This is a genomic window from Pseudomonas sp. NPDC096917 (genome assembly GCF_044762555.1).
In the GTDB taxonomy this organism is placed as follows: Bacteria; Pseudomonadota; Gammaproteobacteria; order Pseudomonadales; family Pseudomonadaceae; genus Aquipseudomonas.
The window spans coordinates 127,055-149,285 of sequence record NZ_JBIWEO010000001.1 but is presented as its reverse complement, the minus strand read 5'-3'; the positions used below and the strand labels follow the sequence as shown (position 1 = coordinate 149,285).

Annotated in this window: 20 protein-coding genes and 1 tRNA gene; 12 read left to right on the top strand and 9 right to left on the bottom strand. The window is 57.9% G+C overall.

Features of this window, described 5'->3' with window-relative positions; genetic code table 11:
• Positions 1-79: 79 nt before the first annotated feature.
• Entirely contained in the window at positions 80-1,471 is a 1,392-nt protein-coding gene (gene gabP / locus ACIQYF_RS00720; protein WP_402855401.1) for a GABA permease, read from the bottom strand.
• 549 nt (positions 1,472-2,020) lie between these two features.
• On the opposite strand from gabP, the gene ACIQYF_RS00715 reads away from it, so the two are divergent.
• From ACIQYF_RS00715 to ACIQYF_RS00695, 5 genes are read left to right on the top strand one after another with little or no spacing between them, the layout of a single operon-like run.
• Positions 2,021-2,794, top strand: a complete 774-nt coding sequence (locus tag ACIQYF_RS00715) for an ABC transporter ATP-binding protein (protein ID WP_402855399.1) — start codon at positions 2,021-2,023, stop codon at positions 2,792-2,794.
• A gap of 13 nt (positions 2,795-2,807) precedes the next feature.
• Positions 2,808-3,557 (top strand): transporter substrate-binding domain-containing protein, encoded by a 750-nt coding sequence (locus ACIQYF_RS00710; RefSeq protein WP_402855396.1) that lies wholly within the window; start codon positions 2,808-2,810, stop codon positions 3,555-3,557.
• Positions 3,558-3,615: 58 nt separating this feature from the next.
• Entirely contained in the window at positions 3,616-4,308 is a 693-nt protein-coding gene (locus ACIQYF_RS00705; protein WP_402855393.1) for an ABC transporter permease, read from the top strand.
• Entirely contained in the window at positions 4,308-4,997 is a 690-nt protein-coding gene (locus tag ACIQYF_RS00700) for an ABC transporter permease (protein ID WP_402855390.1), read from the top strand. The genes ACIQYF_RS00705 and ACIQYF_RS00700 overlap by 1 nt, the downstream gene beginning before the upstream one ends.
• The gene (locus ACIQYF_RS00695; protein WP_402855387.1) at positions 4,978-6,201 is read left to right on the top strand and encodes a methyltransferase; all 1,224 of its coding nucleotides are present in this window, start codon (positions 4,978-4,980) and stop codon (positions 6,199-6,201) included. Before ACIQYF_RS00700 ends, ACIQYF_RS00695 begins: the two co-directional genes overlap by 20 nt.
• Positions 6,202-6,209: 8 nt before the next feature.
• Here ACIQYF_RS00695 and uraH read toward each other — a convergent pair whose 3' ends face one another.
• Positions 6,210-6,620, bottom strand: a complete 411-nt coding sequence (uraH, locus tag ACIQYF_RS00690; protein WP_402855384.1) for a hydroxyisourate hydrolase — start codon at positions 6,618-6,620, stop codon at positions 6,210-6,212.
• 16 nt (positions 6,621-6,636) lie between these two features.
• The gene (locus ACIQYF_RS00685; RefSeq protein WP_402855382.1) at positions 6,637-7,119 is read right to left on the bottom strand and encodes a heme-binding protein; all 483 of its coding nucleotides are present in this window, start codon (positions 7,117-7,119) and stop codon (positions 6,637-6,639) included.
• Positions 7,120-7,254: 135 nt separating this feature from the next.
• On the opposite strand from ACIQYF_RS00685, the gene ACIQYF_RS00680 reads away from it, so the two are divergent.
• A complete protein-coding gene (locus ACIQYF_RS00680) occupies positions 7,255-7,929 on the top strand; it encodes a heavy metal response regulator transcription factor (protein WP_402855380.1) in 675 nt (224 codons plus the stop codon).
• Entirely contained in the window at positions 7,922-9,292 is a 1,371-nt protein-coding gene (locus tag ACIQYF_RS00675) for a heavy metal sensor histidine kinase (protein WP_402855377.1), read from the top strand. The genes ACIQYF_RS00680 and ACIQYF_RS00675 overlap by 8 nt, the downstream gene beginning before the upstream one ends.
• A gap of 13 nt (positions 9,293-9,305) precedes the next feature.
• Here ACIQYF_RS00675 and ACIQYF_RS00670 read toward each other — a convergent pair whose 3' ends face one another.
• From ACIQYF_RS00670 to ACIQYF_RS00645, 6 genes are all read right to left on the bottom strand, one after another.
• Complete coding sequence (locus tag ACIQYF_RS00670; RefSeq protein ID WP_402855374.1) at positions 9,306-10,379, bottom strand: PAS domain-containing protein; 1,074 nt, start codon at positions 10,377-10,379, stop codon at positions 9,306-9,308.
• Positions 10,380-10,464: 85 nt separating this feature from the next.
• The gene (locus ACIQYF_RS00665; protein ID WP_402855371.1) at positions 10,465-11,433 is read right to left on the bottom strand and encodes a PDR/VanB family oxidoreductase; all 969 of its coding nucleotides are present in this window, start codon (positions 11,431-11,433) and stop codon (positions 10,465-10,467) included.
• Between the two features lie 69 nt (positions 11,434-11,502).
• The gene (locus ACIQYF_RS00660) at positions 11,503-12,951 is read right to left on the bottom strand and encodes an NAD-dependent succinate-semialdehyde dehydrogenase (RefSeq protein WP_402855369.1); all 1,449 of its coding nucleotides are present in this window, start codon (positions 12,949-12,951) and stop codon (positions 11,503-11,505) included.
• Positions 12,952-13,009: 58 nt separating this feature from the next.
• Positions 13,010-14,131, bottom strand: coding sequence for an aromatic ring-hydroxylating dioxygenase subunit alpha (locus ACIQYF_RS00655; RefSeq protein ID WP_402855367.1), 1,122 nt, complete (start codon positions 14,129-14,131; stop codon positions 13,010-13,012).
• Positions 14,132-14,305: 174 nt separating this feature from the next.
• Positions 14,306-15,937 carry a BCCT family transporter gene (locus ACIQYF_RS00650; protein ID WP_402855364.1) on the bottom strand — a complete coding sequence of 544 codons (1,632 nt, stop codon included), beginning with the start codon at positions 15,935-15,937 and terminating at the stop codon, positions 14,306-14,308.
• 300 nt (positions 15,938-16,237) lie between these two features.
• The gene (locus tag ACIQYF_RS00645; RefSeq protein ID WP_402855361.1) at positions 16,238-17,320 is read right to left on the bottom strand and encodes a tartrate dehydrogenase; all 1,083 of its coding nucleotides are present in this window, start codon (positions 17,318-17,320) and stop codon (positions 16,238-16,240) included.
• Positions 17,321-17,396: 76 nt separating this feature from the next.
• On the opposite strand from ACIQYF_RS00645, the gene ACIQYF_RS00640 reads away from it, so the two are divergent.
• The 5 genes from ACIQYF_RS00640 to ACIQYF_RS00620 all read left to right on the top strand — a co-directional run bounded on the left by ACIQYF_RS00640 (position 17,397) and on the right by ACIQYF_RS00620 (position 22,137).
• Positions 17,397-18,332 carry a LysR substrate-binding domain-containing protein gene (locus tag ACIQYF_RS00640; protein ID WP_402855358.1) on the top strand — a complete coding sequence of 312 codons (936 nt, stop codon included), beginning with the start codon at positions 17,397-17,399 and terminating at the stop codon, positions 18,330-18,332.
• 73 nt (positions 18,333-18,405) lie between these two features.
• Positions 18,406-18,481: transfer RNA gene (locus ACIQYF_RS00635), tRNA-Thr, on the top strand.
• Positions 18,482-18,653: 172 nt separating this feature from the next.
• Positions 18,654-19,976 (top strand): tyrosine-type recombinase/integrase, encoded by a 1,323-nt coding sequence (locus ACIQYF_RS00630; RefSeq protein WP_402855355.1) that lies wholly within the window; start codon positions 18,654-18,656, stop codon positions 19,974-19,976.
• A gap of 911 nt (positions 19,977-20,887) precedes the next feature.
• Positions 20,888-21,868 (top strand): integrase domain-containing protein, encoded by a 981-nt coding sequence (locus ACIQYF_RS00625; protein ID WP_402855352.1) that lies wholly within the window; start codon positions 20,888-20,890, stop codon positions 21,866-21,868.
• The gene (locus ACIQYF_RS00620; RefSeq protein WP_402855349.1) at positions 21,865-22,137 is read left to right on the top strand and encodes a hypothetical protein; all 273 of its coding nucleotides are present in this window, start codon (positions 21,865-21,867) and stop codon (positions 22,135-22,137) included. Before ACIQYF_RS00625 ends, ACIQYF_RS00620 begins: the two co-directional genes overlap by 4 nt.
• Positions 22,138-22,231: the final 94 nt, after the last annotated feature.

Genomic DNA, 22,231 nt, shown 5'->3' with positions numbered 1-22,231 from the left:
CCATGCCGACAAAAAAGGCCGCCCTCTCGAGAGAGGGCGGCCTTTAGGTTGGACTCAACATTGAGGGGCCTTCCTGGCCTCAGTTAAGTACCGTTGCCCCCGCGTTCTCGATACGACGACGACGGGCCACCAATAGGCCCGCCGCCACCACCAGAATGCTCAACAAACCAGTGGCCATGATTTCAGCCTGATGCTGTGGCTGGAACAGCATGATGGTCAAAATAGCCACGATAAACACGATCACAGCCCACGTCAGACCTGGGAACAACCACATTTTGAATTCGATTTTCTCGCCTGTGGCCACGCGTTTTTTACGCATACGCAGTTGCGAAACAGCGATCACTAGGTACACCAACAGGGCGATGGCGCCGGAGCTGGCGAGCAGGAATTCGAACACAGCGGCAGGTGCCACGTAGTTGGCGAACACGGCCACAAAAGCTGCGCCCGTAGACATCATCACCGCCCAGTAAGGCGTGCCGCTGGCGTTTGTGCGCTTGGCAGCCGCCGGTGCGTCACCGCGCTTGCTCAGGGAGAAGAGCATCCGCGAGGCGGTGTAGAGCGCCGAGTTCAGGCAGCTGGTCACCGCGATCAAGACCACGATGTCGACGATCAGTTTGGCATTCGGGATGCCCATGCTGACGAGCGCGGTCTGGTAAGAACCGACTTGCGCCAGACCCGCGTCGTTCCAAGGCACCAGCGCCACAACGATGAAGATCGACACTAGATAGAACAAGCCAATGCGCCAGATCACCGAGTTGGTGGCCTTGGTGATTTGCTTGCTTGGGTCTTTGGATTCCGCCGCCGCGATGGTGACGATTTCAGTGCCCATAAACGAGAACATGGTAGTCAGCATGGCGGCCAGTACGGCGCCCATGCCATTGGGCATAAAGCCGATGGTGTCGACCAGATGCGAGACGCCACTGACTTGACTGGTTGGCAGCACGCCGAAGATGGCCAGCGCACCCAGAACAATAAAGCCCACAATCGCCAGCACCTTGACCAGGGCGAACCAGAACTCAAACTCGCCGTAGTTCTTGACGCTGAACAGGTTGGTCACGGTCAGTAACAAGGTGATGACCAGGGTAAATACCCAAATCGCAGTACCCGGAAACCAAGCATGCAGGATGGTGCCGGCAGCGACGGCTTCGAGCGGGATGACCAATACCCAGAACCACCAGTACAGCCAGCCGATGGTAAAACCGGCCCAATGCCCGATGGCACGGTCGGCATAAGTGGAGAATGAACCGGTGTCCGGCGAGGCGACGGCCATTTCGGCCAGCATGCGCATCACCAGCACCACTAACGTGCCAGCTGCGGCGTAGGCCAGCAGCACAGCGGGGCCCGCCTGGGCAATCGCGTGCCCTGAGCCGACAAACAAGCCGGCACCGATGACGCCGGCGATTGACAACATGGTCACATGTCGCGGCTTAAGCCCTTGCTCCAGACCGTTAGAGGTTTGTGTATTGCTCATTGGGACTACCTTTGCAATGAAAGCCATTCCGAGCGCCGCGCTTGATTACCCTCTCGTAAAAAGTAACCAACGGGGCGTTTAGAATTATTTACGCAATAAATGAGCCAAAATGTGACACACGCACGGTTTACGCGGGCTGCAACGCATCAAGGCTCGATTGGCAACCTATTGAGAGTAATGGCTTTTTGCCAATTTGTTACCGTAACACTCAGTTACAGGATGTCACGCGCACCAAAAAAAACCAAAAATTCCCATATAGCCCAAAACCAGTGCACATGTTTGACCTTTAGTAGGTTCGTGCTTCCAACACCGGGCTAAAACTGGCACCATCGCGACCTTTTTTACGCGACACCTGTCTGGCCGCACGGCAAAACACAGGGTCGGTTGTTGTCGGCGCGACAGTCAGCTGTAGCGATGCGACAAACGACCACTCTTCTGCCTTTGCGCCTATGGGGCGGCTGGTTGCCTTGGCGACCCTATGCTAGCTTGGCCATCGCCAGGAAGGCCCCCCAATAGCAGGATCGCACCCGAACACAATGAGGACCGCACATGGCTTTGGCCACGCCCGCGCTTGAAATCCGCAACTTGCATAAACGCTACGGAGAGCTTGAGGTGCTAAAAGGTATCTCGCTGACCGCACGCGACGGCGACGTGATCTCGATCCTGGGCTCCTCCGGTTCCGGCAAGTCCACTCTGCTGCGTTGTATCAACCTGTTGGAAAATCCGCACGATGGCCAGATCCTGGTCGCCGGAGAAGAGCTCAAGCTCAAGAAAGCCAAAAATGGCGAACTGGTTGCCGCCGATGGCAAACAGATCAACCGCATGCGCAGCGAACTGGGTTTTGTGTTTCAAAACTTTAACCTGTGGCCGCACATGACCATCCTCGACAACGTGATCGAGGCACCGCGACGCGTGCTGGGTCAGAGCAAGGCCGAGGCCATCGAAGTGGCCGAAGCGCTGCTGGCCAAGGTAGGCATCGCTGACAAGCGTCATGCCTACCCTTCTGAATTGTCTGGCGGCCAGCAACAACGCGCCGCAATCGCTCGCACCTTGGCCATGCAACCGAAGGTCATCCTGTTTGATGAACCCACATCAGCGCTTGACCCAGAAATGGTCCAGGAAGTACTAAGTGTGATCCGCGCGCTCGCCGAAGAAGGTCGCACTATGCTACTGGTCACCCACGAAATGGGCTTTGCCCGTCAGGTGTCCACTGAAGTCGTGTTTTTGCACCAAGGCCTGATCGAAGAGCAAGGATCGCCTGAACAGGTTTTCGATAACCCGGTTTCAGCGCGCTGCAAACAATTCATGTCCAGCAATCGCTAACGGAGCAATACGAATGCAGAACTATAAAAAACTTCTCCTGGCTGCTGCCGCCACCTTGGTGTTCAGTGCTAATGCCTTGGCTGTTGAAAAACTGAAAATGGGTATCGAAGCGGCCTACCCGCCGTTTAACGGCAAAGACGCCAGCGGTGCCGTTGTAGGCTTCGACAAAGACATCGGCGACGCGCTGTGCGCCAAGATGAAAGTTGAATGCGTGGTCGCTGTTTCAGACTGGGACGGCATCATCCCTGCGCTTAACGCCAATAAATCCGACTTTATTATTTCCTCGTTGTCGGTGACTGATGAGCGCAAGCAAGCGGTCGACTTTACTGATCGTTATTACTCGAACATGCAGCAATTCATTGCCCCGAAAAACGTCGATTTCAAATATGACAAAGCCTCGTTGAAAGGCAAAACCATCGGTACGCAGCGCGCCACCCAAGCCGCAACTTGGCTGGAAGAAACCTATGGCGATGACATCACCGTCAATTTGTATGACACCCAAGAAAACGCCTATCTGGAACTGACCTCGGGTCGTGTCGATGCAATCCTTGCCGATAAGTACGCCAACTATGAGTGGCTGAAAAGCAAAGAAGGCCAAGACTACGAGTTTAAAGGTGAGCCCGTTCAAAAAGACGAAGTGGCCATCGCTGTGCGCAAAGGCGATCCTCTGCGCACCAAGCTGAACCTCGCCCTCAAGGAAATCATTGAGGACGGCACGTACAAGAAGATCAACGACAAGTATTTCCCGTTCAGCATCTACTGACCTGCCTGACCGGTGCTGCCTTGCGCAGCGCCGGTCCCTAGCAAAGCCTGCCTAACCCATGACTATCGACTTATACGGATTCGGCCCGCTGCTGGCTGCTGGCGCGCTGATGACCGTCAAACTGGCACTCAGTGCGCTGTGCCTGGGCCTGGTGCTCGGGTTGCTCGGTGCACTGGCCAAAACATCGCCTTACAAGCCACTCAAATGGCTCGGTGGCGCTTATTCAACGTTGGTTCGCGGCGTGCCGGAACTGCTCTGGGTGTTGCTGATTTACTTCGGTAGCGTCAATGCGGTACGTGGCCTCGGCGAACTGATCGGCATGCCCGAACTCACTCTCAGCGCCTTCGCTGCCGGTGTTATCGCTTTGGGCCTGTGCTTTGGCGCGTATGCGACCGAAGTGTTTCGTGGCGCCATTGTGGCCATTCCTAAAGGCCACCGCGAAGCGGGCATGGCACTGGGACTGTCCAAGCCGCGGATTTTCACCAAGCTGGTGCTGCCACAAATGTGGCGTATCGCGCTGCCCGGTCTGGGCAACCTGTTCATGATTTTGATGAAAGACACCGCGCTGGTCTCGGTGATCGGCCTGGAAGAAATCATGCGCCAAGCGCAAAACGCGGTGACCTTCACCAAACAACCCTTCACCTTCTACATGGTGGCGGCCGTGATGTACCTGGGCCTGACCATTTTGGCCATGGGCACTCTGTACGTGCTTGAAAAACGCGCAGCGCGCGGCTTCGCGAGGAGAACGTAATGGTGTGGGAGCTTTTCCTCAAGTGGCTGCCCAAGCTGATCCAGGGTGCCACCCTGACACTGGAGCTGACCGCCCTTTCCGTCATCGCCGGTTTGATTCTGGCGATTCCGCTGGGCATCGCCCGCTCCTCAAAGCTGTGGTACGTCCGCTCGCTGCCTTACGGGTACATCTTTTTCTTTCGTGGCACACCGCTGCTGATTCAGCTCTTTTTGGTCTATTACGGCCTGGGGCAGTTTGAGGTGGTACGCGAAAGCGTCTTGTGGCCATACCTGCGCAGCCCGTTCTGGTGTGCGGTGCTGACCATGACCCTGCACACCGCCGCTTATATCGCAGAAATTCTGCGGGGCGCCATTCAGGCCATTCCACCGGGTGAAATCGAAGCCGCGCGTGCCCTGGGCATGTCACGTTTCAAAACCCTGGTGCACATCATGCTGCCGCGTGCTGCGCGCATCGGCCTGCCTGCGTACAGCAACGAAGTGATCCTGATGCTCAAGGCCAGCTCCCTGGCGAGTACCGTGACCTTGCTGGAACTGACCGGCATGACCCGTACCATCATTGCCCGCAACTACCAGACGGTGGATATGTTCTTGATCGCCGGGGTGATCTACCTGGTCATGTCGTTTGTACTGATTCAGGGTTTTAAGCTGCTGGAGCGCTGGTTGCGCGTCGATGCCTGCCAAGGTCGTTAAGCCTCGGGGCGAGCCATTGCTCGCCCGCTTTGAGGCGTTGGACACGTTCTTGCGTGAGCACCAGCACCTGTGGCGCCCACGGCCCTTCACCCAACTGAAGATGCCGTGGGAAGCCCAACACCCCGAGCTCTCTGAGTGGTTGCGCCAGCGTTCGTTGCAAGACGCTGAAGACAGCCACAACCAGCCCCACGCTTTGGACGCACCTGCGCCCTTTCCAGAACTGGCGGCCACCTCGTTTGCCCTCTGCGCCATTGACCGTTTACCCGTCCACGCCTTGTCGCCAGCCGCACCGCGCTTGCAGGTGGATGTGCCCGGCCGCAAATGGCAGCAAATCGAAGCCTTTGCCCAGAGCCTGAGCTTTAAACAGGCGCCCACTCACTGGCTGGACTGGTGTTCGGGCAAAGGCCACTTGGGGCGACGCCTGCTCAATGCCGAGCAACAACTGACGTGTCTTGAATACGACCCCGCATTGATCGAGGCAGGCCAGGCGCTGAGTCAACGTCATTCGTTGAACGCCCGGCATGTGCAGCAAGACGTGCTCGCTGCCGACGCCCCGTTGCAAGTGCAACCCGGCATGACCCCGGTGGCTTTACATGCGTGTGGTGACTTGCACGTGCGCTTGCTGCAACTGGCCAGCGCAGCAGGCTGTGCACAACTGGCGATCTCGCCGTGCTGCTACAACCGTATCGGCAGCGCGCAGTATCAGCCGTTATCCACAGCAGCCAAAGCGTCACCGTTGCAGTTGTCGCGCGAAGACCTGAGCCTGCCGATGAGCGAAACCGTGACCGCGGGCAGCCGCGTACGGCGCCAGCGCGATGAGTCAATGGCGCGGCGCTTGGGGTTTGATGGGCTGCAACGGCAGTTGCGCCAGCGTGATGAATACTTATCCACACCCTCGTTGCCCGGCACGTGGTTGAATAAGACGTTTGCGCAATATTGCGAGGACTTGGCGGCGCTGAAAAACTTATCCACAACCGGTCAGGAAGAGTGGGCAGCCCTTGAGGCCGCGGGCTGGGAGCGGCTGGCTCAAGTGCGCAATCTGGAGTTGGTACGTGGCCTGTTTCGTCGCCCGCTGGAGCTGTGGCTGGTGCTGGATCGGGCGTTGTATCTGCGCGAGGAGGGTTATGACGTGCAGGTGGGCGAGTTTTGCGACAGCCACCTCACGCCGCGCAATCTGATGGTGATTGCGCAGCGCTGTGGATAACGTGTGACCTACGACCCGCGGTACGTCGAGAAGCCGTAAGGGCTGAGCAGCAACGGGATATGGTAGTGCTGGTCCGCATTCTTCACTTCAAAAATCACCGGGATTTCCGGGAAGAATGTCTCGTGTCCGGTTTTCTTGAAATACTCGCCGGTTTTAAACACGACCCGATACTCACCGGCTTCAAACGCTTGCTTGGCCGGGAACAATTCGCCAATGCGACCTTGCTCGTTGGTGACGCCCTGCGCCAGCGGCTGCCAGTTCTGGCCTACGTGTTTTTCCAGGGTCACGTTGACGCCCGGTGACGGCAAGCCGTTTTCCAGGTTCAGCACGTGCACGCTCAACGGGTTACCTGCTGCCAGCGCGATACTCGAAATAGCACTCAGGCTCAGGGCTGCCAGGGTGGTTCGTAACATATTCATCAGTCATCCTCTGGGGTTAATTACGTTGTGTGGCCAAGCCAATTTGTTGAGCTGCGCTAATGGCGCAGCCTTCGTCTTGCTCAGCGCCGCCCGCACCGGCCACGCCGATAGCGCCCACCAATTCACCGTCAGCAAACAACGGCACGCCGCCGCCCAGCAGCAATAACTCTGCGATGGAGTTGAGGTTGGAGGCTTCGGGGTTGTTGCGGGCGCGTTCGGCAAACTGCCGGGTTGCTGTCTTGGTCGAGAGTGCGGTGTAGGCCTTGCGCTGGCTGGCCAGCAGGTTGTGCGGCCCCACCCCTTCCGGGCGCATCGCAACCAAGACGTTGGCGCCACGATCCAGCACGCTCAGCGCGCCGGTGCAATGCTTAAGCGTGGCGTCGGCCAATTGACGGGCCGTGGCCAAGTCCAGATCGGCATGGCGCGGTAAATTGGGCGCTGCCTGAGCGGCGCCGGCAACGCCAACCGCAGTCCACAACAGCAAGGTTTTCAGCATCATGGGCAAGCTCCTGTTCGAAGGACACCACCTTAACCAGCTACCTCCGTCAGAACCCCGTCAGTTGAATTACAAGTTTGTAATAGGCAACTTCACAGAAGACGCCTAGCCTGTGAGCACGATTGATCGAGGTGTGCGATGCGTTTGTTAGTGGTTGAAGATGAAGCCAAGACGGCTGAATTCCTGGCCAAAGGCCTGAAAGAGTCAGGTTTTGCGGTGGATGTGGCGCTGAACGGGCTGGACGGGCGCTATTTCATTGAGCAGCAGGAATACGACCTGATCATCCTGGATGTGATGCTGCCGGGGCTCAATGGCTGGCAACTGCTGCAACTGATTCGCCAGCGCGGGGCCACGCCGGTGCTGTTTTTAACCGCCAAAGACGCTATTGAAGACCGCGTACGCGGCCTTGAACTGGGCGCTGATGATTACCTGCTCAAGCCCTTTGCGTTTGCCGAACTGCTGGCCCGCGTGCGCACGTTGCTGCGCCGTGGCCCAATGCGCGAGGCCGAGTCGTACAGCATTGCCGACCTTGAGATCGACGTCCTGCGCCGCCGCGTCAGCCGGGGCGGTCAGCGCATTAGTCTGACCAACAAGGAGTTTGCGCTGCTGCACTTGCTGGCCAGCCGCCAGGGTGAGGTGCTGTCACGCACCTTGATCGCCTCCCAGGTGTGGAACCTCAATTTCGACAGCGATACCAACATGGTCGAAGTCGCCGTACGCCGCCTGCGCGCCAAGGTCGACGATCCGTACATGCCCAAACTTATCCACACCGTGCGCGGAGTCGGCTATCAGTTGGACGCGCCCGATGAGTAAATCCATCGCCTGGCGCCTGGCCCTGGCAATTGCCTTGACCTGCGCGCTGGTGCTCAGCGCTGTCGGCGTATTTCTGTACCGCTCGCTGGCCTCGGAGCTGACCTTTCGTGACGATATGGCGCTCCTCGGGCGCCTTGAGCAAGTGCGTGCCCTGCTGCACGACAGCGGCAGCCTCGAAGCCCTGCAAGAGCGCCCGCGCCTGTATCAAAACATGCTCGGCAATTTGGACAGCGTACTGCTGGTCAAGCGCGGGGATGGCAGCCCGGTGATCACCATCAACCCGCGCCAGCTCGCCTTGCCCACCCTGGAGCCTGTGGCTCAAGCACGTTTGCCCAAGCGTGCCGATGTTCAGACGCTGGGCAACATCGCTCTGCTGACCGGCACTGCTCAAGGGCCTGCGGGAGAACGCCTGAGCGTGACGGTGGGCAAATTGCTTGAAGAGCGCGAGCAGATGCTCGCCAGTTACCGCCTGCGCTTGTACATGGCCGTCGGGTGTGGCGCCTTACTCGCGTTTGGCTTTGGTCTGTTGCTGTTGCGGCGCGGCCTCAAACCGCTGCGTGAACTGGCGCAGGCCATGCGTGGCATAAACCCGCGCAGCCTTGATCAACGCATGCCCGTCGACCACGTGCCCACGGAATTGAAAGAGCCGGTACAGGCGCTCAATGCCATGCTTGCGCGCCTTGAAGACAACTTTGCGCGGCTGTCTCAGTTCTCGGCCGACCTGGCCCATGAAATCCGCACCCCACTGCATAACTTGCTGGGCAGTAACAGCCTGGCGCTGAGCCAACCGCGCAGCCCAGTTGAATACCAGGAAGTATTGGCGTCCAACATTGAGGAATACGAGCGGCTCAATCGCATGGCTGAAAGCCTGATGTTTCTGGCGCGGGCCGAACATGGGCAACGGCCCTTGCAGCTGCAAACACTGGATTTGCAGCGCGTTGGCGATGAACTCTGCGATTACTTCGAAGCCCTCGCGGATGACCGCGAACTGCGGCTCGACAACCAGCTCAGCGGCACGCTGAACGTTGATCAACACTTGCTGCAACGGGCACTGGGTAACTTGCTGGCCAATGCCGTGCGCCATGCAGAGCCGGGAACCCGCTTGAGCCTGCGGCGTCGCGATGACGCCGAATATTGCTGGGTGGGCGTGCATAACGTGGGTTCGCCGATAGAGGCGCAGCATGTGGATAAGTTATTTGACCGGTTTTACCGGGTCGACCCGTCGCGCGCACAACCCGGGGATTCGGGTGGGCTGGGGCTGGCGATTGTGAAGTCGATCATGCAGCTGCATGGCGGTGAAGTGCGGGTCCAAAGCGATGCTGACGGAACCCTGTTCGAGCTGGGGTTCGCCCGGCACCTCTAACGGGGGTAGCGGGCTATGCGTTGTTTTCTAACTCGGCAATACGCGCCAGCAAGGCTTGGCGTTCAGCGCGCTCTTGGGTGATGTCGTCGATCACGCTGATCAAGTGCTCGGGACTGTTGTCGTGTGAGTTGCGCTGCAACGAGGTGCGCACGTGGGCCCAGATGTAGCGCCCGTCTTTGCACAGCAGGCGTTTTTCGAGGTCGTAGTTGCTGATGTCCCCGTCAAGCAAGCGCTGGAGCTGCTCCAGGTTGGTTTGCAGGTCGTCGGGGTGAGTGATGTCTTGAAACGTCAGCGCCCGCAGCTCTTGCTCGCTGTAACCGAGCAACTGGCACAGGCTGTCGTTGACGCGCCGCCAGCTACCGTCCAGATCGACGTAGGCGATGGCGCCACACGCGAGTTCAAACAATGCACGAAACGCTTCTTCACTTTTGCGCAGCGATTGCTCGGCGGTTTTGCGGGCGGTGTTGTCCATGCTGATGCCGATCATTTTTACCGGGCGCCCGGCGTTATCGTTCAGTGGCATGGCTCGCGATGAGATCCAGCGCATCTCGCCATCCGGGCGAAAAATACGGAAGTCATATTCGTAAGGCGTGTTGTTGGCGAAGCATTCGCGGTACAGCTCGTTCATGACCACTTCGTCTTCGGGCAATACGTGCGGCCAGAAGTCTGCGTTGCTGTTGACCTGCCAGCCATACACCCGCTCAACGTTGGCCGAATAGAAGACTTCGTCGGTGATGAGGTTCCATTCCCACGTCACGATCCCGGCGTTCTCTTGGGCCAGGGTCATGCGTGCTTCGCTTTCCATGATGTCGGCGATGTATTTGCGCCGCACATCGGTCATCGGCAGTTCTACCGATGTCGCCCCCTGAAGGTCTTGCACCGCCTGCTCGCCATAGCGCAGCCACACCCAGTTGACCTTGAACAGGTCAGCCAGCTTACGCAGGTTGCTGTAGTCGATTTCACCACCACGGGTCCATTTGTGCACCGCTGTGCGGGAGATGCCCAAGGCTGTCCCGACCGCTTGCAGGGTCATTTTGTGGTGTTCGAGCAGCTCCTTCAGGCGAAAGGCAAAGCTATCTTCGGTCATGACATTTCCGTGATCATGGGAGTCGCAGGGCGGTCGCGATTATACACACACGCCTGCGACCCTCGGTCCGATCACGGAATACGGCTTACAAATCCAGAACCAGACGCTCGCCACGGGCACGTGACACGCAAATCATCATGGTTTGCTGGGAGGCTTTTTCTTCGTCGCTCAGGTATTGGTCGTTGTGCTCGGCTTCGCCTTCAAGGATGCGCGTTTCACAGGTGCCGCATACGCCTTCACGACACAGGCATTCCACGTCGACCTTAGCTTTTTCGATGGCCTTGAGGATGCTCATGCCTTCTTCGACGTGCAGTTCCTGACCGGATTTAGCCAGCACCAGGGTGAAGGCGCCGCCGGTGATTGGCGCAGCCGCGAACTGCTCCCAATGCACGCGCTCATCCGCCAGGCCCAACTTTTTACCGGTCGCGATAACGGCATCGATCAACGGCTTGGGGCCACACACATACACATGCGCGTCGCTGTCGAGGCTGCCCATCAACTCGGCCAGATTCAGCGATTGGCCCAGGCTGTCGACGTAGGTGCGCGTGCGGTCGGCATGCGGACCAGCACGGAGTTCGTCGTGAAACGCACCGTGCTCCGGGCTGCGGAAGGCGTAGTGCAGTTGGTAATCGGCGCCCGCGTCACGCAGTTCGTGCAGTTGCGACAGGAACGGCGTAATGCCAATCCCGCCCGCGATCAGCACGTGTTTGCCCGCCTTCGGGTCGATGGCGAACAGGTTATTGGGGGTCGAAATCATCAGCTCGGTGCCGACGTCGACGTGTTGGTGCATAAAGGCCGAGCCGCCTTTGGATTGCTCTTCCAGGCGCACGCCAATCTGATAACTGGCGGTCTGGCGCGGGTCGCTCATCAACGAATAGGCGTTGCTGTGCTGACGGCCGTCGGCGTCTTTCATCTGCACGATGATGTGGCTACCGCCGGTGAAGTCCGGCAGCGCTTTGCCGTCCTGACGTACCAGGGTGAAACGTTTGATCAGCGGCGTCACCTGCTCAACACCGATGACACGGGCGGCAAGCATTAGGTATGAGTTGGCCATCGCAAAACCTCTACTGCGGTAAAGGGCGGCACGCGCGTGCCGCCTGATTCAAAACCCGGTGCTGACGGCTCAGACCGCCAGGCACAGGTATTTCAGTTGCAGGTAATCCTCGATCCCGTACTTGGAGCCTTCGCGCCCCAGACCGGATTGCTTGACCCCGCCAAACGGCGCCACTTCGTTGGAAATCAGCCCGGTGTTTACGCCGACCATGCCGTACTCCAGCTTCTCGGCGATCTGCCAGACATGACCAATGTCGCGGCTGTAGAAATACGCGGCCAAGCCGTACAGCGTATCGTTGGCCAGGGCCACGACCTCTGCGTCGCAGTGGAAGCGCACCAGCGGTGCAACCGGGCCAAAGATTTCTTCGTCCAGCAGCAACATGCCTTTCTGGATGTCACCCAGCACGGTCGGCTCGAAGAACTGCTCGCCCAGCGCATGCACCTGCCCGCCCAGCAGCAAGGTCGCGCCTTTACTGAGCGCGTCGTCGATCAACAAGCGGACTTTTTCCACCGCCTTGACGGTAATCAGCGGGCCGATTTGGGTGTCGGCGGCATCACCGTGTCCAACTTTCAGTTCAGCCACTTTGGCAGCGAACTTGCTGGCGAACTGGTCATAGACCGCGTCGTGCACATAGAAGCGGTTAACGCAGACGCAGGTCTGGCCCGCGTTGCGGTATTTGGCAGCAATGGCACCTTCAACGGCGGCATCAATGTCGGCATCGGCAAACACGATAAACGGCGCGTTGCCGCCCAACTCCAGCGAGACTTTTTTGATGCTTTCGGCGCACTGGCTCATCAGCAAACGGCCGACCGGGGTCGAACCGGTGAAGCTGAATTTGCGCACCAGCGGGTGGCCGGTGAGTTGTGCGCCAATGGCAGGCGCGTCGCCGGTGACGATGTTCAACACCCCCGCCGGTATACCTGCACGCTGCGCCAGTTCAGCCAGCGCCAGCGCCGAAAACGGCGTTTCGTTGGCGGGCTTGACCACGATGGTGCAACCAGCGGCCAGCGCAGGCGCGACTTTGCGCGTGATCATCGCCGCCGGGAAATTCCACGGTGTGACGGCGGCGCAAACACCGATGCCTTGCTTGACCACCAACAGGCGCTTGTCAGTGGACGGCGAAGGAATCACGTCGCCATAAATGCGTTTGCCCTCTTCGGCGAACCACTCGATAAACGAAGCTGCGTAGCGAATTTCGCCAACGGCTTCGTGCAGTGGTTTGCCCTGCTCCAGGGTCATGATCCGGGCCAGGTCGTCTTCGTGTTGCAGCATCAGTTCAAACCAACGACGCAGGATCTGCGCGCGGTCTTTGGCTGTGCGTTCACGCCAGGCAGGCAATGCCGCGTCCGCAGCTTCGATGGCACGAATCGCTTCTGTGCCGCCCATCAGCGGCACATGGCCCAGCAGTTGGCCTTGGGCCGGGTTGGTCACGTCGACCGTTTGGCGATTGTCGGCATCCGACCAAACGCCAGCGATGAACGCTTGTTGGCGAAACAATTGGGGGTCTTTGAGCTGCACGCAGGACACTCCTCTTAATGGGCTAAGCCGCCGCAACCAGGCTGCGGCGGCATCGGGATCAGTCGTCCAGGTGGGCCACGGCGATCAGGTTGTGGAAGTGCGCAATGCCGTGTTCGCTCATGCCGCTGCGCTGACGGTCAGCCATGATGCGGCCCTGGCCGCGATAGCCACGCGATTGCAGGCCGCGCTGCACGCTTTCAACCAGCCGCAGGTCTTCTGGGCGGAACACGTCGCGGTACCACTCGATCAGCGATTGCTGTTCTGGGGTGATCTCTTTGTTGAGGAAGTAGATGTCGTAGTGCTGCATGGTCACGCCAGCGCTGACCGGAAACTCGTAGATCACGGTCATGAAATTGCCACCCGGTGGCGCGTTGAACATGGTGCACGGCCAGACCCAGAAGCCGCTGAAGGACGGATCTTTGATCGATTCGTCGAACTTGAAGGATTTCTCCGACGACTTGGCGTGACCAAACTGCAGCGACCAGTTGCCGTGCAGGGTGTGCCAGTACTCGTCCACGCTGACCGAATCGGCAAAGCCTGGGTGAGCCGGTGCGCAGTGGTAGCACTCCAGGTAGTTATCGACGATGGACTTCCAGTTGGCCGGGGTGTCGCTGACAAAACGCGCCGCCAGGTGCAGGTCATCCACGACTGGGCAGGCTTCACGCAGACGTGCTTGAAGGCCCGGCAGTTGGTCTTCAACCGTGCCGGCTTGGTTGTTCATGTTGATGTAGATAAAGCCCGCGTACTCTTCAACGCGCAGCGAGACCAGGCTGGAGTTTTCTTTGTCGAAGTTGACCACGTTGTCGCAGTTGCGCGCATGTGCCAGTTCGCCGTCGAGCTTGAAGGTCCAGGCGTGGTACGGGCAGGTAATCACATTTTTGGCTTTGCCACTGCCGCTCAGCAACTGGTGGCCACGGTGCGGGCAAACGTTGTAGAACGCCCGCAGCACAGCGTCACGACCTCGTACAACGATGATGCTTTCGCCGATCACTTCGCGGGTGATGTAGTCGTTGCTGTTGGCAACTTCGCTGCGGTGGCCGACACAAATCCAGGTGTTGGCGAAGATCTTTTCTTTTTCCTGCTCGAACACGTTCTGGCTGGTGTAGTAGGACGCCGGAATGGTGTGAGCTTCATCCGCGTTGGAGCAGAAGTCAGCAGGCAATTTCACGATTGTGTTCATCTTGTCTCTCTCAAGCAATTAAGAGGGCTGTGCATGACGCCCTGTATCAGGCTGTTCTTATGTAACCAATGAATAACAAGAAACCAATGGTTAACAGCTCGCGCAAAAAAAATCGCTCAGGTCCCGGCACCGTGGTGCCGGAGCCTGCGCGTGGTTCACTCAACAGCCATTAACTCAGGCTGCGGGTACCGCCTTGGCTTTAGGCTTGATAGCCGGCACTGGCGTCGCGGTTTCAAACGAGGCGACGTAATCCAGGTTATCGCCACGGGCCACGGCCTCTTCCTCGATCAAGTACGCCGGCATGGCGCCGTAGTCCTTGAACATCCAGGTCAGGAAGCCATAGATCTTGGTCAGCAGAATGACCAGGAACGGAATGGCGGTCAGTACCACCGCGGTTTTCATGGTCGACAACGAGACCTTGGCAAACAGCATGGCCAGCGGCACCAGCGTCAAGGCGATGCACCAGAACAGACGGTGCGTGGGCGACGGGTCCTGGCCTTCCTGCATATTGCGGGTGCTGGTGGCCGCCACGGCGTAGGCCGCTGCGTCCATGTGCGAGGCACAGAACACCGCCATGATGAACAGGTAAACGCCGAGGAAGATCTGACCGAACGGCAAGGCATTGAGCAGCATTTCTACCGCCGTTTCACCGCCCTGCTCCGTCAGGATGCGCGGCACATCGATAGCCCCGGTGATGAACTGGTGCATGCTGTAGCTTTCCAGCGTGCCGAAGAAGAACCAGCAGCCAAAACTGCCGCCCATCAACATCGCCGCGACCACTTCTTTCATCTTGCGGCCCTTGGACACACGGGTCACAAACATCGCAACACCCGGCGCGTAGGACACCCACCACAACCAGTAGAAAACCGTCCAGTTGCGGGTGAAGGCACCGTCACCTTGCGGGTCGGTAAACAGGCTCATGTGCACGTAGTTCTGCATCATCAGGCCAACAGAATTGGCAGTGTTGTTGATGATGAACTGCGTTGGGCCAACGACCAGCACCACGGCGGCGAACACCAGTGCGCCAATACACACCATCTTCGACAGACGCTGCATGCCACTGGCAATGCCGATGTAGGAACTGAGTGAGAACACAATCGCCACGATGCCAATCACGATCAATTGCGTGGTGAAGGTGTCAGGCATGCCAGTGAGTGCCGACAGGCCACGGGTCAACGTGGAGGCCGTGAGCACCAGCGATACGGTCAAGGCGCCAAACATGGTTAGCAGGAACACCAGGTCGACGATACGGCCGACTGGGCCTTGCGCTTTGAAGCCGGTCACCGCCTCGACGATCGAAGACAGGCTGAGGCCGCTCTTCTTACGCACGTGGAAGTGATAAGCCATCGCCAACGACGACAAGGCATACAACGACCAGGCACTGATACCCCAATGGAAGAACGAGTAGCTGACGCTGTAATCCAGCGCTTCACGCGAACCTGCAGCAATGTTCAGACCAGGCGTCTGGTAGTAATACGCCCACTCCATCACACCCCAGTAGAGCGTCGACGACCCCATACCTGCGCAGATGAACATGAACACCCACGTGACGGTCGGGTATTCAGCTTTGCCGTTGCCCAAACGGATGTTGCCGTACTTGCTGAACGCGATGTACAGCACCACCAGGGCGCAGCAGAAAACAAACACTTGCACCGAAGTGCCAAACGTACGAGAAGCCAATTCAAACAGCATATTGGCGGTGATCTCGGCTTGTTGCGGGTAAACGGCAAGGCCTACAACAGTGACCAGTACAGCAATCAGGCTAGTCGATATCAAAAAGACATCTTTTTTATTGTTATTGGACATTTAAGTCTCCAGAGAGAGAGTTTTTTCTCTTACTGCATGGCTCTACGTCAGCATTTACAGCTGCTATGGACTCCTTTCACATCGTCGAACCAGAACCGTTAACCATAGGTTTACACATATCTTGCGGTTAACAATATGCGATGAAATGTAAGGCTTTGCAACTGAATTTGTTGTTATTTCCGATACATTAAACAGCGGATTTCACACGCCAAATAGCCCGCGAAAGCCCCCGTTTTCAGAGGGTTTCGCAGGCATGTGAAGCGTCTATTTCGCGGCGTTTATGCGCGCTGTGCGATCAGCTCACGCCAAGGCAGCCGCGATGGCCTCACCGACTTGTTGAGTCGATGCCTTGCCACCCAGATCCGGTGTTTTCGGACCACTGGCAATCACGTCCTCGATGGCCCGCAGAATTCCATCGTGAGCGGCTTGATAGCGCTCATCACCTTTACCCAAAAATTCCAGCATCAGCGCGCCCGACCAGATCATGGCAATCGGGTTGGCAATGTTTTGCCCGTAAATATCCGGCGCCGAGCCGTGAACCGGTTCGAACAGCGACGGGAAATTACGCTCCGGGTTGAGGTTGGCCGACGGCGCGATGCCGATAGTGCCTGCGCACGCCGGGCCCAGGTCCGACAGAATGTCGCCAAACAGGTTGGACGCCACCACCACGTCAAAACGGTTGGGTTGCAGCACGAAACGCGCGCACAGAATATCGATGTGCTGCTTGTCCCAGCTGACCTGTGGATAGTTCGCCGCCATGGCTTCGGTGCGTTCGTCCCAGTACGGCATGCTGATGGAAATACCGTTGGACTTGGTCGCCGAGGTCACGTGTTTGCGCGGACGCTCTTGGGCCACTTCGAAAGCGTACTTGAGAATGCGGTCCACACCGCGTCGGGTGAATACCGACTCTTGCAGAACAAATTCGTTTTCGGTGCCTTCAAACATGCGCCCGCCGACCGAGGAATATTCGCCTTCGGTGTTTTCGCGGATCACCACAAAATCGATATCACCCGGCTCGCGACCGGCCAGCGGGCACGGCACACCCGGGAACAGACGCACAGGGCGGATGTTTACGTACTGATCAAAATCGCGACGGAACTTGAGCAGCGACCCCCACAGCGAAATGTGATCCGGCACTTTGTCGGGCCAGCCCACCGCACCGAAGTAAATCGCATCAAAGCCCTTGAGCGTCTCAAACCAGTCGTCCGGCATCATCTGGCCGTGACGCTCGTAGTAATCGCAACTGGCCCACTCGATGATTTCAATCGACAGATCGAGGTTCCACTTTTTGGCCGCCGCTTCCACAACGCGCAGGCCTTCTGGCAGTACTTCGTTACCAATACCGTCACCGGCAATGGCGGCAATTTTGAATGTCTTGCTCATGGGGGCGAACTCTTGAAGAGGGAAAGTGAGCCCATGGTATAAAGCCGCCAAAGAAAGATAATCAGGCGAACTGATGATGGATAAGACACGTTTTGTGAATAATCTGCCTAACCTTGAAGACCTGCGTGTCTTTGTCATCGTGGCCCGGCGTTCAAGCTTTGCAGCAGCAGCCAGCGAACTGGGCGCATCACCCGCCTACGTCAGCAAACGCATTCAACTGCTGGAACAAAACATCGGCGTGCGCCTGCTGCACCGCACCACCCGTCGCGTGGCCGTGACCGACGACGGCGAGCGGGTCTATCGCTGGGCGCTGCACATATTCGATGCCGTTGAGCAAATGAGCGACGAAGTCTCGGCATTGCACCAAGAGCCGCGCGGGCAATTACAAATCATCAGTAGCTTCGGCTTGGGGCGTCGCCATGTCGGCCCCGCGCTCTCAGAACTTTCGCAGCGCTACCCTGCGTTGGACATCCGCTTTGACATGTTCGACCGCCTGGTGGACCTGATCGAAGAAGGCTTCGACCTCGACATCCGCATTGGCGACAACATCGCCCCCAACCTCATCGCCAAACTGCTGGCCACCAACGCCCGCGTCCTGTGCGCCAGCCCCGACTACCTGCAACGCCACGGAGAACCGCGCACCCTGGCCGAACTCGCGGGCCATGAATGCCTGGTCATCAAAGAACGCGACCACCCCTTCGGCCTGTGGCGCCTGCAAGGACCGGAAGGCGAAGAAAGCGTCAAAGTGACCGGCGCCCTGTCGGCCAACCACGGCGAAGTCGTCCACCAATGGGCGATTGATGGACGAGGCATCCTGCTGCGCTCCTATTGGGACGTACGCGACAGCCTGGAAAGCGGTAAATTGGTGCACATCCTCCAAGACTACCGACAGCAGGCAAACATCTGGGCCGTGTACACCGCCCCGCTGGCAAACTCCGCCAAAATCCGCGTCACCGTCGAGTATTTGCGCCAGTACTTCAGCGAGCGCCATCCGGCTACACCCCTGCGTTAACGCGGATCGTGAAAATAGTCTGTTATCAGGGGTTTACAAGCTAGAACATCCGGGTATACTCGTCGCCCATAACGCCGGTATAGCTCAGTTGGTAGAGCAACTGACTTGTAATCAGTAGGTCCCGAGTTCGACTCTTGGTGCCGGCACCATACAAGGTTCCATAGAAAGCTTTCAAAATCTCTGGAACCTCCGAAAAACCCGCCTTCTGGCGGGTTTTTTCGTTTTGGCGTTCCGTCAGATTCCGTCAAAATCTGTTGGATTCCGACCGTTTTAGGGATAGATATAGGGGTAAGGTCATTCGATAAAGGGAGGAGTACCCTTATGTCGCGCACCACTGCACCACTCTCCGATTCGGCTTGCCGCGCAGCCAAGCCCACCGACCGCGCCTACAAGCTTTTCGACGGCGACGGCCTCTACCTACTAGTCCAACCCAATGGCCGTAAAGGCTGGCGTCTCAGGTATGTAAAACCTGATGGACGCGAAGGACTGACTTCGTTCGGCAACTACCCGGTGGTCGGTCTCGCCGATGCGCGCCACAAGCGCCTGGAGCTCAAGCGGATGTTGGCGGAAGGCGTCGACCCCATTGAGTCCAAACACCAAGCCAAGACGCAGGCCGCAATCCAAGGCCGAACCTTTGAAAGCGCGGCCCTGGACTGGCACAAAGCGATGTCTGCCAAATGGGCACCGGGCCATGCCAAGACGGTTCTGAGCCGCCTCAAAACCCATGTCTTTCCACTGATCGGCGCTCGCTCTATTGTCGATTTGGATACCCATGACCTGATGCAACCTTTGGAAGCGATCCAGGAGCGCGGCACAATTGACGTAGCTTTAAGGGTACAAAACTACCTGCAAAGCATCATGCGCGAGGCGAAGCGTGCTCGACAGATCGCGGCAAACCCTGCCTCCGACCTTGAAGGTTTGATCAAAGCCCCGAGGGTTGTTCACCGCCCAGCGTTACCCTTATCGCGTCTGCCTGAATTGCAGGAGCGCATTGAGGGTTATAACGGCCGCGTACTTACCCGGCTGACGGCCATGCTCTCGCTGCATGTGTTTGTCCGCTCCAGTGAACTGCGCTTTGCCCGCTGGAACGAATTCGACCTCAAGCGCGGCACCTGGGAGATTCCCGACACTCGTCCCGCGTTGGACGGCGTCCCCTTTTCCACAAGGGGTACAAAAATGGCCGGGGATATCCATCTTGTACCCTTATCGCCGAAAGCCGTGGCCCTGCTTGAACAGATCCACTTCCTCACCGGTAAATTCGACCTGGTGTTTGCAGGTGATACCAAGCCCTGGAAACCCATGTCTGAAAACACGGTGAACAGCGCGCTTCGAAAGATGGGCTACGACACCAAAACCGAAATCTGCGGCCATGGGTTTCGTTCGATGGCCTGCAGCGCACTGATCGAGTCAGGATTGTGGTCGGAGACAGCCATTGAACGGCAGATGAGCCACAAGGAGCGCAACAACGTCCGCGCCGCTTACATCCACAAGGCCGAGTTCATCGAGGAGCGCAGGCTGATCATGAACTGGTGGAGCCGGTACCTGGAGGCCAACCGGCAGGAGCATGTCACTCCACACGAATTCGCCAATCAGACCGGAACGAACGTCACTCGCCTAAAAGCAAAACGTGGCGCAATTGAGTAAGCGCCCAGTCTTCATATCTCAGTGATCCGCTTGTCCACGCGGGTCCATCCAAGCGGGGCTGCAAAGCCGCCCTGCTTGGATGGACCTCACTTAAAAAATCTAAAGCCCACGCAACTGTCTGTGGAAAACCACTGATTTCCACCGGTGGATAATTTCATCCACAGCCGCAGAACTCTCTAAAAATCGAGCCTTGACCCTGCCTATCGTCGAGCGTAGAAAAGATCGTGCAAGCGCTGTCGTTGACAGCAACCCAGGTAGCCAGAACCTTTAAGGCTACGCCACACCGTGGTGGTTCTCCCCCAAGTGCGATTAGCGTCCGGCGGTTCGCACGGTCACGACGATGTGATGGATGCCTACTTTTACCAGTGTGCCCACTGCGGCAACTCATCCTCTTTCATAGCTGCCCTGCAGCAACCTATCCGCTTGGCCATTTCCTTGCGCCAGCCTGCGCCCGTCTCTTTCTCCCGGAAAGAGACGGGCGTTCCTACCGCTGCTGCAGCCCAACTCGTACAAGGCTTTGCGGCATTCCCCCTAGTGACAATCGGCGTGACAAACACCGAAGTCGCCAGCAATAGCGATGCAGATGATGGTGCCGCAGCCCACGGAATGGACTGCACCTGACTGACAGTCAGGCATGCCCCGGTCATCGCTTCACTGCCTTCACCCGACTCAGGATCTCGCGGCGCCGGTCTCGTCAGCCAGTGCAGCCTCCACCCGCCCACTTCCTCGGAAGTGTTCAGGAGGCCAGATCATGAGATGCCCAAGCTCCCGGTCGTAAGGAGCCGCCAGTCCCGCGTTAGTGGACAACCCTCACAGGTCGCAGGGGCCTTGATCCCTGATAACACTCAACATCCGTGGCGGGATGACGTGGGGAAGGTTTTAAAAGTTTTGGCTTCGAGAGGAGTTCGATCATGGCACTGGTAGGTAAACGCGACGGGCGCAATTTTGGCTATGGCCGGCAACTCAGTTATGCCGGTCCACAAGCATTGCGCGATCTGTTTGGCGGCGGGCACTACGGCACGGTCAAGGCACACAGTGATCGCTGGCAGGCGTTTGTACGCTGGTGTCGGTCGGAGGATGGGCCAGGGTTAAACGATGCGCGGCAGATTGATCGGCAGACATTGTTGGACTATGCCGGACATCTGCGCCAGCAAGTTGAACAAGGTGAGCTCGCCATCGCCACCGCGCAAAACCGATTGTCCAGCGTGAACCGAACCATGGCCGCGCTTCGCGGTGATCAGAATGTGAAAGTGCCAAGTCCGAGCAAGACGCTGGGAATGCGGCGGACCAGTATTCGTCGCTCGGTGCCGCAAGGCCAAGACCGCGCACACGTGAAGCGGATCGTCGACGTGCTCTGCGAACACCAAATGCCGCGCGCAGCAGCCATTGCTCAGTTGGCGCGAGCCACCGGCATGCGCTTGCGCGAGGCCATTTTGGCGGACCTTCCGCGCCTGCAACGCGAAGCTGAGCAACTTGGCAAGATCAACATTCAAGACGGTACCAAAGGTGGTCGCTCGGGCGCATCGGCGCATCGTTGGGTTACGGTGGATAATCACACCCGTGACGCGCTGGCATTTGCCCTCCAGGTCTCACCTGACGGTAGCCACAACCTGCTAGCACCGGACGAAAACTACCTCGACTTCCAACAGCGAATCGTCCGTCCTGCACGGGTCATCCTCCATCAGCACAACCTCAAAGGATTTCACGAACTGCGGGCAGCCTATGCGTGTAATCGCTATGAGCAAATCACCCTTCATCTCGCCCCCATCAACGGTGGCAGTTGCTACCAACTAGACCGACACCTTGATCGCGAGGCCAGAGTACAAATCAGCTACGAACTGGGGCACGGCCGTATCGACGTGGCCTCGACTTACATCGGTAGCCGAGCATGAGCAAGGGATTCGATATGGAATTGTTCCTGGCAGGCGTGATGACCGGCTCGCCCGCTACCCGTCAACGTCACCTTCGTCAAGCGATGGCCATCCAAACCGCAATCGCTGCTCGCTGGCAACGAAATAATCCGTGGACCTGGAAGCGAAAACATCTTGTATGGTTCTTAAATCACTCGCTAAACCTCAAAACCGAAGCGACTCGTTATTATTATAGGCTAACAGTGAAGTTGATCGCAGAACGGCTCAAAAAATCATGGCTCGAGTCATAAGTATGTAGTACGAAGATGCTGGACATACCTTTAATTTCACTCCAATAAATGAACCAGGCCTCTCAGCTTGAGGTGAAAAATAGAACTAACAAAA